The sequence below is a fragment of the Tistrella mobilis genome, from assembly GCF_041468085.1.
In the GTDB taxonomy this organism is placed as follows: Bacteria; Pseudomonadota; Alphaproteobacteria; order Tistrellales; family Tistrellaceae; genus Tistrella; species Tistrella mobilis_A.
Window position 1 is genome coordinate 100,703 of record NZ_CP121015.1, and the last position, 14,685, is coordinate 115,387.

Below are 14,685 nucleotides of genomic sequence, written 5' to 3' on the forward strand. Positions count from 1 at the left end.
GCAATGCCCTTTACAATGCCATTGAGTCCACCATGACAGAGGGTGCCCCGGTCTGTCCAGAGCGGGCCTGCCCACCGCGCCTCACAATCTTGCCCGCGTCGTCCGCGGCGTCGCCAGCAGCAGGTTGGTTTCGCTGGCGGTGATGCCGGGGATCAGGCGGATGCGGCGCAGCACCTGGTCCAGATCGGGCAGGCTGGTGGCCGAGAGGGTGGTGATCAGGTCCCAGCGGCCGTTGGTGGTGTGGATTTCCTGGACCGCGGGCATGCCGCTCAACGCCTTGATCACCCGGTCGGCGGCATGGCCTTCCACCTCGATCAGCATGATGCCGCGGACGGGATCTTCCACCGCATCGGCGCGCAGGATGACGGTGTAGCCCAGGATCACCCCGGCCTTTTCCAGCCGCTCCATCCGCGCCCGCACGGTGGCGCGCGAGACCGCCAGATCGATGGCGAGGTCGGAAATGCTGCGCCGGCCGTCATGGCGCAGCAGGGTGATCAGGCGCTGGTCCAGCGGGTCGAGTTCTGGCAGGGACATCGGGGCTCCTGGGGTCGATCCGGATCGGATTTTCAACCAATCCGAGACAAATATTGCTCTGCAGCATTCGGGAGTCGGTGCTTTTGTGCGTTGACTTAGGACTACCCTCCTTTACCATCACTCTCATAAATATAAGAGACAGGCCGAAACATCGGCCGGGGAGGACAGATGAAGAAGGCGCTTGTCGCGTCGTTGATCTTTAGCCTGTCGTGGATGTCCGGACCCGCGCTCGCCGCGGAAGCTTCCCAAGATATCGGCGGTTCCGGTAGAGGCGGTTTTGGCGAAGGCCGGTTTGGCGAGGGCCGGTTTGGCGAGGGGAAGGCACCCTTCGCGCATGACTGGTCGGCCGGCCAGCTGGCTGCCGATCAGGGCGCCCGGCTGGGCATTACGCTGGAAGCGGTGCCCTATCGCAAGGACGGCCGGATCTTCGTCCGCGTCGCCGGGGTCGATGCCGGCTCGCCGCTGGCGGGCACGCTGGCGGCCGGGGATTATCTGTTCCGCATCGACGATACCGAATTGCAGCGCACCCACGACGTGTTCACCGCAATTGCGGCGCATCGGCCGGGGGAGAATGTCACGGTCTATTTCCTGGACCGGGATGATGCGCTGACCGCCAAATCCGTGCCGGTGCGCACCGCATCGATCGATGCTCTGGCCAATGGCCGGGCAGCGGGCACGGCGCTGGCCGCCGTGGCGGCGCCGGCACCTGTCGTCTCGGCCCCCGCTCCCGCCACCGCCACCACCGCCGCCACCGCCGCCACCGCACCGGCCGTGACGCATCGCAGCCAGCCGGTCATCCGCGTGCGGGCCATGGAGCCGCCGCAGACCGAGGCGGCCTCTGCGGGTTTCTGCGAAAGCCGCGCCGGGCTCTGCATCCTGGGTGGCGTGGTCGGTGCGGCGGTGATGTCGGCGCTCGCCGCCTTCCCCGAACCCGACCGGCGGCGGGTGGTCGGCTACATGTCCTGGGCCTTCGGGGCGGCCTGATCCGCAAAGACCTGCCATTTCGGCGGAAAGTGCTGCCACTCCGGTAAATCCGGCAGCGCTTTCCGCCGATCTGCCGTCTCCACTCCGCCGCGCGGCCATGCTTCGATTCCTGTCAGGCGATCACGGGACAGGAAGGGAGCCGCCCGATGACGGACCACGACCAGGGGGAGCGGCCGCGCCATTGCCGGCTGATCGGCGTGCCGCTGGAAGAGGGGGCCGGGCGGCGCGGCTGCGCCATGGGGCCGGCCGCCTTTCGCACCGCGGGCATCGTCGAGGCGCTGGAGGCGCTGGGTCATCGCGTCACCGATGAGGGCGATCTGGCGCCCCGTCGCACTCCGTCGTCCGCACCCCATGACAATCCGGCGCTGAAACACCTGGCCCGCATCGCCGGCTGGACGGCGGCCATTGCCGATGCCGCCTTTGCCGCCAGTGCCGGGCCCGACGATCTGCCGGTGTTTCTGGGCGGCGACCATGCGCTGGCGGCGGGTACGCTGACCGGGCTGGCCCGGCGGGCCGCGGCCGAAGGGCGGCCCTTCTTCGTGCTCTGGCTGGATGCCCATCCCGATTTTCACACGCTGGAGACCACCGTCAGCGGCCATCTGCACGGCGTGCCGATGGCCTATGCCACCGGCCGGCCGGGTTTTGCCGGACATTTCCCCGCGCCCGCGGCGCTGGTCGATCCGGCCCATATCTGCATGATCGGCATCCGCAGCGTGGATGCGGCCGAGCGCGGGCCGCTCGCCGCCTCGGGCATCACCGTGCACGACATGCGCCGCATCGACGAACACGGCATGGTCGCCCTGCTTCGCCCGTTTCTGGACCGGGTCCAGGCGGCCGGCGGGCGGCTGCATCTCAGCCTGGATGTGGACTTCCTGGACCCTGCCATCGCGCCCGGCGTGGGCACCACCGTGCCCGGCGGCGCCAGTTTCCGCGAGGCGCATCTGGTGATGGAGATGCTGCACGAGGCGGGGCTGGTCGACAGCGTCGATCTGGTTGAACTGAACCCCTTTCTGGACGAGCGCGGCCGCACCGCGCTGCTGATGGTCGACCTTCTGGCCAGCCTGCTGGGCCGCCGGGTCATGGACTATCCGACACGGAGTGACCGGTCATGACCGCTTTGCACACCCCCGCCACGCTCAATCTCGTGCCCTTCGTCTCGGTCGACCACATGATGAAGCTGGTGCTGCATCTGGGGGTGGAACGGGTGTTGGCCGATCTGGCCGGCTATATCGCCGATGATTTCCGCCGCTGGCCGGAATTCGACAAGACCCCGCGCATCGCCGCTCACAGCCCCGATGGCGTGATCGAGCTGATGCCCGCGGCCGACCGCCGCGCCTATGGCTTCAAATACGTCAACGGCCACCCGAAGAATACCGCCACCGGTCGCCAGACCGTCACCGCCTTCGGTATGCTGGCGGATGTTGCGACCGGCTATCCCGTGCTGCTGACCGAAATGACCATTCTGACGGCGCTGCGCACCGCCGCCATGTCGGCGCTGGCCGCCCGGCATCTGGCGCCTGAAGGTGCCACGACCATGGCGATCATCGGCAACGGCGCCCAGTCGGAATTCCAGGCGCTGGCCTTCCGCGCCCTGCTCGGCATCGACCGGCTGCGGCTCTGGGATACCGACCCGGCGGCGACCGCCAAATGCCGCCGCAATCTGGAGGCTGCCGGTTTCTCCATCACCGCCTGCCGGTCGGCCGAGGCGGCGGTGGAGGGGGCGGAGATCATCACCACCGTCACCGCCGACAAGCGCCGCGCCACCATCCTGTCCGACAATATGGTGGGGGCGGGCGTGCATCTGAACGCGGTGGGCGGCGACTGTCCGGGCAAGACCGAGCTTGCGGCCGGGATCCTGACGCGGTCCGACATCTTCGTCGAATACGCCCCGCAGACCCGCATCGAGGGCGAAATCCAGCAGCTGGCCCCCGACCATCCGGTCACGGAGTTCTGGCAGGTCCTGACCGGCGACGCCCCCGGCCGCAGCACAGCCGATGCCGTCACCCTCTTCGACAGCGTCGGCTTCGCGATCGAGGATTTCTCGGCGCTGCGCTATATCCGCGACCGCGTGGCCGAGACGCCTTTCGCCCAGGATCTGGATCTGCTGGCGGATCCGGATGATCCGCGGGATCTGTATGGGATGGTGATGCGGGCGGGGCAGGGGTGAGGCGCGGCCATCCCCTCCCTCCCATACATCACCTGTGAAGATGGTTATGATCATTTCAGATCATTTTACATGATTACCGGCCCCGCCTAACCTCCCGGATATATCGGGCAGGCATGATGGCGGGAGGAACACATGCAATGGCGGGATAACGGGCTCGGCTTTTCGCCGGTCACCATCGTGCTGCACTGGATGGTGGCGGCGCTGCTGGTGGCGATGCTGGGGCTGGAGATCGCGATGGCCGCGGCGCCGGGTGCCGCGGTGCATACCGGGCTGGCGGAGGTGCAGAACCTGCTGGGCCTGGTGCTGTTTCTGGTCTCGATCTACCGGTTTTATGCGCGGATCACCTCGTTTCATCCGCTGCCGGTGGGCAGGCCCAATCCGGTGGAGGTGATCGTCGGCCGGTCGGTCGCGGCGGCGCTGGCCCTGGCCATGGTTCTGCTGCCGGCGGCGGTCTGGCTGTCCAGGGCGGCGGGTGGCGCGGCGGTCGTTCTGCCGGGCGGCCACGCCCTGCCGCGGCTGATCGATCCCGCCCCGGGGCTGAAAGCCCTGGTCGACACGCTGTTCGTGATCGGCGGGACGGCGTTTCTGGCCGGGCTGGCCCTGCACCTGTTCGGTGCCTGGAAACATCACGTCGTGCTGAAAACCCCGGCCGTGCAGCGGATGCTCGGCAGGCATGTGGAGTTGTGAGAATGGGCGAGGCGCGTGACCATGCCGTCGCACGGCTCTGCGGTGTCCGCCATCCGGTGTTTCTGGCGGGCATGGCGGCGATTTCGGGGCCCCGGCTGGTGGCCGCGGTGGCGAATGCCGGGGGCATGGGCGTGCTCGGCGGGCTGCGCCTGCCGCCCCAGGCGCTGAGGGGATGGATCCGCGAGACCAGATCCCTGACCGACCGGCCCTTCGGCGTCAATCTGGTGCCGCAATTCGGTGGGCCCGAGGTCTTCGAGGCACAGTTCCGGGTGGTTCTGGAGGAACGGCCGCGGCTGCTGTCGCTGTTCTATGCCGAGAATTACGGCGCCGACATGATCCCGCGGGCCAGGGCGGCGGGGCTGGTGGTTATGGTGCAGGCGGGCACGGTGGCGCTGGCCCGCAAGGCGATCGCCCATGGCGCCGACATCATCGCCGCCCAGGGGGCGGAGGCCGGCGGGCATCTCAATCGCGGCACCATCGGCCTGATGGCGCTGCTGCCGGCGATCATCGCCGCTGCCGAGGGGCGGCCGGTGCTGGCGGCGGGGGGCATCACCACACGCGAGGATGTGAGGGCCGCCATGGCGCTGGGCGCCGCGGGGGTGCTGGTGGGCACGGCCTTCGTGGCGAGCGCGGAATCCGAGGCGCACCCGCTCTACAAGCGGAAGATCGTCGAAGCCACCACCGACGACACCGAATATCGCACCGGATATTCCTTCGGCTGGCGATACGGCACGCCGCATCGCGTGATCCCCAATCGCGACCGCCGGAACCTGTTGCGTTTCGTGGGCGGCGGCGCGCGGGCCATCGACCGGCCGGCCCTGGCGCGCAAGCTGTCGCTCTATGCCGGGCAGGGGGTCGGCCGCATCCACGATGTCGTCCCCGCCGCGGACCGCATGGCGGAACTCATTCAGGGTCTGCCGGCTGCGGCGGCGGCGGAAGAGAGGGTACCTGGAACGTTGCCCGCGCCAGCGCGATGAAGGCTTTCAGCGCAGAGCCGACCGGCGCGTCCTGACGGCGGATGAAGACGGTGGTGACGGCGGCGATCTCCGCCGGCAGTTCATGGCAGTGCAGCGCATCGGCCAGGCTGGATTGGCGGGCCACGGATGCCGGCAGCAGGGTGATGCCCATGCCCGAGGCGACGCAGGACAGGATACCGTCCAGCGTGCCCATTTCCATGACCTGCCCCGGCACCAGCCCGGCCTGATGGCACCAGCTTTCCAGCGTGGAGCGGTAGAAGCAGCCGGCCCGGAAGACGAACACCGTCTGATCGGGGAGGGTGTCGAGCAGGGCGTCACGCGATGTGATATCGCTGGTGCTGATCAGCGCCAGCTCTTCGTCGAACAGCGCCTCCTGAACCAGGGCCGGGTGCTGATGCCGGCCGCCGATGAAGGCGCCGTCCAGCTGGCAGCTTTCCACCGCCCGGATCAGCTCGGCCGTGGTGCCGGTGGTGAGCGACATCCGCACCTCGGGATGGCGCGCGCGATATGTGCCGAGCAGCCGGGGCAGGCGGATGGCGGCGGTGGTCTCCATCGCCCCCAGCCGCAAGGGGCCGGCAGGCCTGCCGCCATCCTGCAGGGCGGCCCGGCTCTCTTCGGTCAAGCGCAGGATGCGCCGTGCATAGCCGAGAAAGACCTCCCCTGCCGCCGTCGTCACCACGCCGCTCTTCCGCCGGATGAACAGCGCCTGCCCCAGCTCGGCCTCCAGCTCCTTCACCCGCATGGTCACGTTGGACTGCACGGTGTGCACGGCCTCTGCCGCCGCGGTGAAACTGCCGTGATCGACCACGGCACAGAAGATGGTCAGCTGGCGCAGGTCCATGGGGTTCCGATCACCATGACTGATGCATCAGGGGTTGATGCATCAGTCTACGGCATCGGGGCGGGGGCGTATAGCCGGGCAGAGCCCGACCACTCGTTCCTCATCCTGGAACATGCATGGATTGCGACAGCCGTCTTAAATCCGGACGGCGCCTCCTTGCGGGTCATAACACCAGAACTGATACATCCCGAGAAACGCATCCGGATGATCGGCTTCGAAGGCGGCCCAGCGGTTGAGATCGGTGGCGGTGGGGTCTTCGGGGAAGCGATGGCGATAGGTGTGGAGGATTTCGGGCCGGCCGGTGCTGAACCCGGCAAATGTCAGGCCGAGGCGGTCGAGGTGGTCGCGGATCATCGCCGGCGTGAAAGTCAGTTCCTGTTCGTGAAACAGCAGGTCGCGCAGATGGTAGAGATTGTGGATGTCGCCGAAAGCCTTCAGCGGTTCCAGCGCCGGATCCAGCCGGCCGGCGACCAGCTCCTGCCGGAAACGGCGGATCTCGGCCGGGGTTTTGCCCCGGTTCTGCTCGGCCAGCCAGGCGCGTGCCCGGGTGACGGTGCGGCGCGCCGTGCGGCTGTAGAGCCCGATCCGCATCCAGCCGCCGGGGCGGAGCAGATCGCGCAGCACCTGCCAGCCGCGGAATGGATCGGCCATGTGGTGCAGCACGCCCACCGCCTCGATCAGGTCGAAACTGGCCGGCGGCAGCAGCGCCGGCAGGTCGAGGATGTCGGCGCGGGCAAAGCGGATCCGGTCGGCCAGGCCAAGCTCGCGCATCTTGACCGCGGCATAGGCAAGACTGTTGTGGCTGAGATCGATGGCGAGCAGAGACCGGCAGGTGGTCGCGCTGGCCGGGTTGCGGGATGACGGCCGGTGCCGCAACCGGCGATCAGAACATCGGGCTGCGCAGGCAGGGCGCGGGCCAGGGTGTCGGGGAAATCCGTGATATTCTTCACCACGCCGCGCCAGCGCGGATAGGGGGCGGTTTCATACTGGCTGCGGACACGCGCCGACACGGCATCCGTGGTTGCCGTTTCCGCGCGTCCGAGCATCTCCACCGGCTCGGCCGCCAGCGCCAGGGGCTCGTCATGGAACCGGGCGATGAAGGCGGCGATACCCTCGTCATCCGCAGCGGCGGATCGGATCTGCGCAACCGCTGCGACGGGTGGTGCCTCATAAAGGGCGAGGGTCATCACCAGGCCGGGGGCTGCCCCCGGTACCACGGCCTCCGCCCCCGTCAGAGCGGTCCGCAGCCGGTCTGCCACCGCCGCCTCGTCGGTCGGCCAGTCGACAACGTAATCGTCATTGGCGAAACCGATGGCAAGATCCGCCAGCAGCCCCGGCGGCAGGGCGGGACCGCGCTCAAGCCCCGCGGCCAGGCGGCGCAGGCGGAGCATCACCGCCTCGATCGCCGGGTCGATGTTGCGGCACGTCCGCAGATACAGGCGGAATAGCCGATTACTCGTAATGGTCGCAATCCGCGCGTCATCCAGCCCCATATCGGCGGCGATCCCGTGTCGGCTGGTCAGCACCTGGGTGATGATCCGGGCCGCCTGGAGATCATCGATCTGCCCTGTTTCCAGCACCGCGATCAGATCGGCGCTGATGTCGAAGGGCGGCGGGAAACGCAGCCGGCCGAGACAGGTTTCGAACCGCGCCGCCACATCCCTGTAGCCGGGCGCGCGGCGCCGCAGATCGTGAAAGACGATCAACGCCATCTCGACATGGCCGTTGCGCATATGGTGCCGGCCGATCTGATAGCGCAGCTCGGGATCATCGGGCGCCAGCCGCAGCGCCGCCGTCAGATCGGCATAGGCCTCCTTCATCCGCCAGGCCCGGCTGAACGCCGCACCGCGCCGGGTCAACTCGGCCGGTGACAGGGCAATCGGATCGGCCATGGGGCCTCCGGGCTCAGGCTGTTGAGACCGGGCGATGATGGCCGGGCGGGCAGGGGAAGGAAAGTCCTGATCGGGGGGGCGGAGGGGCTGGCCACTCAATCTTCCGGCTCTGGCGGCCACTTTTGGGAGGTGTGCAGCAAGGCGATCACCCGGACCGCATTGGTGGCGCCATCCACCTCGTAGACGATGCGATAGCTGACGTGGGGGAACAGTTCGCGGGTGCCTGGTATTTTCCGCGGCAGGCCAAGATGGGGAAAGGTACTTAACCTTCTGACCTTCGTTGGAAAGGTCTTCTATCCGAAGTGCCGCATGCGGGTTGTCGGCTGCCAGGTCTTCGATGATATCGGCCCGGTACCGTGTTGCCGCGACAGTCCAACGGACCTTCAGGCGTCGGCCTCACCTATGCGACGAAGCAGTTCTGCACGGCGTGCAGCCGCCTCGGCCTCAGCTTCTTCATTGGAGACGTGCAGGCCAGCGTCCCATTGTCTGCGGCCAATCTCAACCTTGCGGCGGAGGAAGTCGTCATAGTCCCGTGCTTTCTGGTGGCGGTCGATATAGTCGCGCATCAGTTCGCGCATGACCTGGGCTGCGGGGCGGTCATCTGCCGCCGTTTCGGCCATGAACCTGTCGCGCAATTCCGGCTCCAGCTTCATCGTAAAGACGACTTTTGAGGACATGATGAGCCTCCGGTATCAAGGACTACATCCAGTATATACCCATGCGTTACGGCCGTCGGCTCAGTTCCATCGCGCGACTGTGGAAGATTAGAGGCCGACAACGCGATCTCTAAAGGGATACGCTTGCCATCGTCAACCTTCATAATACTCGCTTAATCAAATGTAAATCTATCTCTTTGCGCGCATTTTTGAGCATTATGCTATGCGAGAACATCAGAATGATCAGTATCGACGTGAAAAGCCCTGACGGCCCAAAAGTCTTCCCACTTATGTAGGTTCCAAATTGCATGTGCATACATATAAAATGCGGTGCCTAATATGTCTCTCAAGGATAAGTACGCATAGATCAATCCAGATAAAATTGAAACAGTCAGATAAATGCTAATTTTATTCAAGATATTTTCGATATTTTTTGAATGTTTTATGAGACCTTCTCCATGTTGAACATTACGAAATTAGATCTATTAATAATAGAAATCAACGATAATAATAAATGTCATATGTAGGTAAAATTGATTAATTCTGGCGCTTCATTTTTGCAAGATCTGATACAGAATCTAGATTCTGTATCAGATCAAGTCACCATTGCGGATCAAATACTGCAGATGTAGGGGTTTAATTCGGCATAAGATGGCAGTTTCTCGCCATTTTTCACCTTCTCGTACAAGTGTCTGACACCCTTGCGTATGTCGTCAACGTCGGTCTCGAAGAGATGTGGCATGACGTCCACCAGTTTGGGCAGGTAAAAGATTCGATGCTCCGCGAGATGTTTTAGCGCGCGTTCGCGGGCGGTGCCGCTTGCCCAGATATCGGGGGTGTTCGGTTGAGGGAAGTATGACTGTCCGGTGATGCCCTCGATCCACAACCAGGGATCAAGGCGCTCGGTCCCCGCTGCTGAGATTCGCCACATCGGCAGGTAGTCACGCGAAAATATTACCTGAGATCCGTCGTTCAGTGTCCAGTAGCCGTAAGGTAGCCAGAGGCGTGATGGAACGAAATCTGCAAGTGGTATTTTCGGTGTGACCACTTCAAAGTCGCTGCGGGTACCAAATCCGGTGTCGAACAGAACGTGTGTTGGTTTGCCTCCCTTTCGAAGGTAACACGGCATGCCCTTGCCATACGCACGATCTTTCACGATTGTACCGGGTTTGCCGCGCCCGGGCGGACCAAACACCCGCTGTCGCCAGATCGCGCAACGGATGCTAAGTTGCTCAGCCAAAGACCATTGATCGTTCCGAAGCAGGTGCGACCGACTGATGATGTATTGGACATCCACAGCGTCGATATTCAGCCGATCTGACAGGCGTAGAATGACCTCTACCGCATCAGTTGGTGTGGGCGGTGGAGATGTGGTGGGGGCAGCGCATGAGCGCTCGGTAGACGTAAGATCATGCCAGCCCCGATAACCAAGGGCCTGAGCGATTACTTCATGTACAGTAGATAATTTCAGAGTGGATGACGTCTTGGTCAGGTATTTGGCGGCCTGCTTTGGGCGCGCCAGATCTGCGAACTGGATACGCATAGAACCCTCCGTGCGGTGCTAAGAATGGCGTGTCCACTAGGCCTGCGCACCTTGGGAAGAGTTTCAGGCGCGGTCTTAAAAAGTCCTGCTCGGGAGCTTTGCCATTGTGGACGGCACGGCCGGGTCAGCCATGCAATTACGTTATCACAGAAACTGGGGTATGCAAGCTGGAAGAAGCGACAATATGGCACATGACCGAGATCCCAGCGTCCACAGCGACGCCATCACAAATGCTGATCGACATCCATTGCAGCATGCAGAATGCGGATGACGTCGATTGTCCCCGGGCCAGGGACTGGTCTGAACCAGCCGCTCAACCGCCATACCGTGCGGTCATCCGGGCCAGAAAGGCCTCGTTGTCCCAGGGGCGCGGTTCGCCGGAGCATTCGCCGGCATGGAGGGCGTTCATGAGCGCATCGACGTCCGCAGTGTCCGCAGCCCCGGCCATGCCACGCAGCAGCCTTTCCCGCCGCGCCGCCGCCTGGGCCTCGGCTTCGTCATTGGAGACGTGACGGCCGGCATCCCAGTCCATGCGGCCGAGCTCGACCTTGCGGCGGAGGAAATCGTCATAGTCCCGCGCCTGCCGGCGGCGGCCGACATAGTCGCGTATCAGATCGTGCAGAACCTGTGCGGGCGGACGGCCGTCTGCCGCCGCTTCGGCGATGAACATGTCATGCAGTTCCGGCGTGAGCTTCATCGTCACCACGATTTTTCCGGACATGGCGGGCCTCCGATCGATGGGCTGCCGCCATCATATATCGGGACGGCGCCCCATGTCCGGGCCGTAGCCGGCTCGCCCGGTGTTCTTCACGCGGACGCGAACCTGGATCCCGGCCTGCGCCGGGATGACGGCAGAGATGTTGTGCAGAGGCTGGAGAGTGCGGCGCCAGGCATGGCGTTCGCGCCGTTACGAAGCCCCCGGCCCCCCCTCCAGATACCCCCTGACCACCCCCGCCAGCACCTCCACATGCGGCGGCATCATCATCGACGCATGGTCGCCGTCCATCCAGGCCAGCGTCACCCCGCCGCCGAAGCGGTCGCGCCAGCCGTTCCAGGGGTCGCCGGGGAGGCCCGGGGCCTGGGCGGAGGGGGTTCTGGGGCGGACCAGGAGGGCGGAGAGGCGGTCGAGGCGGGAGACGCGGTAGCGGATGGCGGCGACGGCGTTGTTCTGGAACACCGCCAGCAGGCGGCGCATGGCGTCGCGGTCCACGCCGTCGGGCAGGCCGAGGGCCGCCTTGCCGCGGTCGATCAGCAGGTCGAGCCGGCCTTCGGGGTCGAGCGCGCGGAAGGTGGCGGCATCGGCGATGCCCATGCCGGCAAACAGGGTCGCCAGATACTCGGCATCGTCCCGGGCCAGAAGGTCGCGGATCGGATCGGGCGAGGCGACGGCGTCGAACAGCAGCACCCGGCCGATCGGGCTGCCCGTCTGATCCAGCCGGCGGGCGGCCTCGACCGCCAGCAGGCCGCCGAAGCTCCAGCCGGCGAGGTGGAGCGGCCGGCCCGCGGCGAAACCGGTGATCTCGTCGAGGGTGGCGGCGGTCATGTCCTCTACCGACGGCTCGGGCGTGTCGTCGGCGTCGAGCCCTGCGGCCTCGACCATCGCCACCGGCTGGTCGGGGCCCAGAACCGCCGCCAGCGCCTGATAGCAGAGCACATTGCCGCCGACCGGATGGAAACAGACGATCGGCGGCCGGGTGCCCGCGGCATTGACCACCACCAGCCGGTCGCGGCGGCCGCGCGCCTGGCGGGTGAGGCGCCGCGCCAGGCCGTCGACGGTTGCATGGGCGAAGAGGTCCGAGAGCGGCAGCTTCACCCCGAAGTCCCGGCGCAGCCGGTCGACCAGCTGCACCGCCAGCACGCTGTGGCCGCCCAGGCGGAAGAAATCGGCGCCGGCATCCTGGATCGGCACCTCCAGCACCTCGCCCATGATCCGGGCGACGCGGCGTTCGGTGTCGTCGGCGAGCGGGCGGAGCGGGGTGGCGGCGGGCTGCCCGGCCGCGGCCGGCCGCGGCAGCCGGGCGGTATCGACCTTGCCGTTGACGGTGAGCGGGATCCGGTCGATGGCGATGATCCGCGACGGGATCATCACCGCCGGCAGCCGCGCCTCAAGATCGGCGCGGCAGCGGGCCTCGTCGAAGCCCGGCACGGCCACGATATGGGCCAGAAGCGTGCCGTCGGCGAGGGTTGCGACCGCGGCGCGGATGAAGGGATGGGCGAGCAGCGCGCTTTCCACCTCGCCAAGCTCGACGCGGTTGCCGCGGATCTTCACCTGGCCGTCCTCGCGCCCGATGAAGGCGATGGCCCCCCCGGCGAGCCTGCGGCCCATATCGCCGGTGCGGTACCAGCGCCGGCCGTCGGCATCGGTGACGAAGCGGGCCGCGGCCTCGCCGGCGGCCCCCAGATAGCCGCGGCCGACGCCGCGCCCGCCGATCACGATTTCGCCCGCCACACCCGGCGGCACCGGCCGGCCGGCGGCGTCGCGGATTTCGATCACCACGCCGGGGAAGGGCATGCCGATCGGCGGCGGCAGGATTTCCCGCCAGCCATGGGCGGTCATGGCATGGGCGGCGGCGGCGACACAGCATTCGGTCGGGCCATAGGCGTTGATCAGCCGCAGCCCGGCATGGGCCGGGTCGGCGAAGATCCGCTCCACCAGGGCCGTGGTCACCGGTTCGCCGCCGAGAACGACCTGGCGCACCGGTGCATGGGTGCCGCGCGCCCGCCAGTGGTCCAGCAGCAGGGTGAACTGGCTGGGGGTGAGGTCGATCATGGCGATGTCGCGCGCGCGCAGGAAGGCATCGAGCGCCGCCGGGTCGCGCCGGGTGTCGTCGTCGGGCAGATGCAGCCGGTGGCCATGGGCCAGCACCGGCAGGGTCTGGATGATCGAGGCGTCGAAGGCGAAGGGGGCGATGCAGCAGAGATCGAGCGGCTCCGCCTCGGCGGAAACGAGCGGCGCATAGAACACCTGCGCGGTTGCCGCCGCCAGATTGGCGAGCGCCTCATGCCCGATCATCGCCCCCTTGGGCACGCCGGTGGTGCCGCTGGTGAAGACGACATAGGCGAGCCCGTCTGGGGCGGGTGGCGCCGGCGGCGGCTGCATGGCGGCGGCCGCCAATGCCGCCCGGCCGTGATGGCTGTGGCGGGGCGGTGCCGCCGGCGCGGTTTCGTCGCGCCTGAGCACCAGGTCGTAGACATAGGGGCCGAGGTCGAAGCCCGGCACCTCCAGCGCGCTCGCCCGGGCGCTGAAGCCGCCGCGGCGGGCGGCCCAGTCTTCGAAGAAGCGGCGGGGCACGAAGAGGTCGTCGGCGGCATCGAGCCGCGTGCCGATCTCGGGGCTGCCTGCATGGCTGCGTGCAAAGCCGGCCAGATCGGCCAGGAAGGCATCGCGGCGGTCCAGGTCGCGGACATTGCCCAGGAAGATGGCACCACCCGGCGCCAGCAGCCCGGCCGCCCGGGTCAGCACATCGGCCAGATAGCCGAAGCCCGGGAAGCTTTCGATCACGCTGTTGAGCACGATCAGATCGAAGTCCCGCCCCGCCAGCAGGTCGAGATCATGCGCGGCGAGCGCCTTCAGATCGACCCGGTCGAGGCCGAGCCGGCGCGCGACCCCGCCCGCCCGCTCCACCGCCCGGCGCGAGATGTCGGTGGCGAGATAGGGGCCGGCGAGCGGCGCCAGGGCGCGGAGTGTGAAGCCCGAGGCGCAGCCGATTTCCAGCACCCGGCTGGCAGGCGTGACGAGGCCGGCCAGCTTGCCTGCCGCGGCCCGGCCGAAATCCTCCATCACCGCCTCCGCGATCGGCTGGCCGGTGAAGGGGCTGCGCCAGCCCGCCGCCGCGACGTCGTCGCCCGCACTGCCTGCCAGATGGTCCCAGAGTTCGGCATTCATCCGCGCGCCATGGGCCTCGGTCGGGCTGTCGAGGTCGTCGAGATCCGGGCAGACGAGATGGGCGATATCGGGGCAGGTCCAGGCCAGCCGGCGGGCATCGCCCATGCGGTCGCGATCGGCGATGATCATGGCAAGCCCGGCGGCCCGGGCGATCATCTGCCGGCGGGGCAGGGGCAAGGCGGGGTCGAGCGGCACGAAGGCCGCCCGCGCCATCATCACCCCCAGCACGGCGGCGATATACTGCCGGCTGCGGCCGGTCATCACCCCCACCCGGGCGTCGTCGCCAGGACCCGCCGCGGCGATCAGGCCGGCGATCGCGCGGGCCCCGGCCACCAGCCCGGCATAGCTGACCGCCCCGTCGGCATCCTGTACCGCCATCCGGTCGGGATGGGCGGCCGCCTGGCGCAGCACGGCATCCAGCACCGTGCCCTCTGCGGCCGGGGCTGCCGCCTCGGCCGGGCGCGGCTTCGGGGTGATGTCATCGAGCAGCAGATCGCCGATCTTCATGGGGGCTCCGG

The 14,685-nt window shown here is 67.0% G+C and carries 12 protein-coding genes and 1 pseudogene; 5 read left to right on the forward strand and 8 right to left on the reverse strand.

What is annotated here, in order from left to right; translation table 11 throughout:
• Positions 1–81 precede the first annotated feature (81 nt).
• The gene (locus P7L68_RS03460; RefSeq protein ID WP_371999760.1) at positions 82–534 is read right to left on the reverse strand and encodes an Lrp/AsnC family transcriptional regulator; all 453 of its coding nucleotides are present in this window, start codon (positions 532–534) and stop codon (positions 82–84) included.
• A gap of 168 nt (positions 535–702) precedes the next feature.
• On the opposite strand from P7L68_RS03460, the gene P7L68_RS03465 reads away from it, so the two are divergent.
• The 5 genes from P7L68_RS03465 (at position 703) to P7L68_RS03485 (ending at position 5,349) form a co-directional block, all read left to right on the forward strand.
• Positions 703–1,518 (forward strand): PDZ domain-containing protein, encoded by an 816-nt coding sequence (locus P7L68_RS03465; protein ID WP_371999761.1) that lies wholly within the window; start codon positions 703–705, stop codon positions 1,516–1,518.
• Between the two features lie 146 nt (positions 1,519–1,664).
• Positions 1,665–2,630 carry an arginase gene (gene rocF, locus P7L68_RS03470; protein ID WP_371999763.1) on the forward strand — a complete coding sequence of 322 codons (966 nt, stop codon included), beginning with the start codon at positions 1,665–1,667 and terminating at the stop codon, positions 2,628–2,630.
• A complete protein-coding gene (locus P7L68_RS03475) occupies positions 2,627–3,685 on the forward strand; it encodes an ornithine cyclodeaminase (RefSeq protein WP_371999764.1) in 1,059 nt (352 codons plus the stop codon). Before rocF ends, P7L68_RS03475 begins: the two co-directional genes overlap by 4 nt.
• Positions 3,686–3,817: 132 nt before the next feature.
• Complete coding sequence (locus P7L68_RS03480) at positions 3,818–4,372, forward strand: cytochrome b (RefSeq protein ID WP_371999765.1); 555 nt, start codon at positions 3,818–3,820, stop codon at positions 4,370–4,372.
• 2 nt (positions 4,373–4,374) lie between these two features.
• On the forward strand, positions 4,375–5,349 hold the full coding sequence (locus tag P7L68_RS03485) for an NAD(P)H-dependent flavin oxidoreductase (RefSeq protein ID WP_371999767.1): 975 nt from the start codon (positions 4,375–4,377) through the stop codon (positions 5,347–5,349).
• Here the strand turns inward: P7L68_RS03485 and P7L68_RS03490 are convergent.
• The 7 genes and pseudogenes from P7L68_RS03490 to P7L68_RS03520 all read right to left on the reverse strand — a co-directional run bounded on the left by P7L68_RS03490 (position 5,276) and on the right by P7L68_RS03520 (position 14,674).
• Positions 5,276–6,190 carry a LysR substrate-binding domain-containing protein gene (locus P7L68_RS03490; RefSeq protein ID WP_371999769.1) on the reverse strand — a complete coding sequence of 305 codons (915 nt, stop codon included), beginning with the start codon at positions 6,188–6,190 and terminating at the stop codon, positions 5,276–5,278. The two genes, P7L68_RS03485 and P7L68_RS03490, sit on opposite strands and share 74 nt — an antisense overlap.
• Before the next feature lie 135 nt (positions 6,191–6,325).
• Positions 6,326–7,066, reverse strand: coding sequence for a class I SAM-dependent methyltransferase (locus P7L68_RS03495; protein WP_371999771.1), 741 nt, complete (start codon positions 7,064–7,066; stop codon positions 6,326–6,328).
• Positions 7,067–8,177: 1,111 nt separating this feature from the next.
• Complete coding sequence (locus tag P7L68_RS03500; protein ID WP_371999954.1) at positions 8,178–8,324, reverse strand: type II toxin-antitoxin system RelE/ParE family toxin; 147 nt, start codon at positions 8,322–8,324, stop codon at positions 8,178–8,180.
• A 141-nt stretch (positions 8,325–8,465) separates the two neighbouring features.
• Positions 8,466–8,735: an antitoxin of toxin-antitoxin stability system gene (locus tag P7L68_RS03505; protein WP_371999956.1), complete on the reverse strand. Its 270-nt coding sequence runs from the start codon at positions 8,733–8,735 to the stop codon at positions 8,466–8,468.
• Between the two features lie 616 nt (positions 8,736–9,351).
• A complete protein-coding gene (locus tag P7L68_RS03510; protein ID WP_371999772.1) occupies positions 9,352–10,281 on the reverse strand; it encodes a hypothetical protein in 930 nt (309 codons plus the stop codon).
• Between the two features lie 439 nt (positions 10,282–10,720).
• A pseudogene (locus P7L68_RS03515) lies at positions 10,721–10,978 on the reverse strand (antitoxin of toxin-antitoxin stability system); the annotation flags it as partial.
• A 210-nt stretch (positions 10,979–11,188) separates the two neighbouring features.
• Positions 11,189–14,674 carry an AMP-binding protein gene (locus tag P7L68_RS03520; RefSeq protein WP_371999773.1) on the reverse strand — a complete coding sequence of 1,162 codons (3,486 nt, stop codon included), beginning with the start codon at positions 14,672–14,674 and terminating at the stop codon, positions 11,189–11,191.
• Between the last annotated feature and the right edge of the window lie 11 nt (positions 14,675–14,685).

Excerpts from the sequence above, each read along its gene's own strand:
- P7L68_RS03460 (WP_371999760.1), bottom strand. The coding sequence starts at position 534 with ATGTCCCTGCCAGAACTCGACCCGCTGGACCAGCGCCTGATCACCCTG.
- P7L68_RS03465 (WP_371999761.1), top strand. The coding sequence starts at position 703 with ATGAAGAAGGCGCTTGTCGCGTCGTTGATCTTTAGCCTGTCGTGGATG.
- rocF (WP_371999763.1), top strand. The coding sequence starts at position 1,665 with ATGACGGACCACGACCAGGGGGAGCGGCCGCGCCATTGCCGGCTGATC.
- P7L68_RS03475 (WP_371999764.1), top strand. The coding sequence starts at position 2,627 with ATGACCGCTTTGCACACCCCCGCCACGCTCAATCTCGTGCCCTTCGTC.
- P7L68_RS03480 (WP_371999765.1), top strand. The coding sequence starts at position 3,818 with ATGCAATGGCGGGATAACGGGCTCGGCTTTTCGCCGGTCACCATCGTG.
- P7L68_RS03485 (WP_371999767.1), top strand. The coding sequence starts at position 4,375 with ATGGGCGAGGCGCGTGACCATGCCGTCGCACGGCTCTGCGGTGTCCGC.
- P7L68_RS03490 (WP_371999769.1), bottom strand. The coding sequence starts at position 6,190 with ATGGACCTGCGCCAGCTGACCATCTTCTGTGCCGTGGTCGATCACGGC.
- P7L68_RS03505 (WP_371999956.1), bottom strand. The coding sequence starts at position 8,735 with ATGAAGCTGGAGCCGGAATTGCGCGACAGGTTCATGGCCGAAACGGCG.
- P7L68_RS03510 (WP_371999772.1), bottom strand. The coding sequence starts at position 10,281 with ATGCGTATCCAGTTCGCAGATCTGGCGCGCCCAAAGCAGGCCGCCAAA.
- P7L68_RS03520 (WP_371999773.1), bottom strand. The coding sequence starts at position 14,674 with ATGAAGATCGGCGATCTGCTGCTCGATGACATCACCCCGAAGCCGCGC.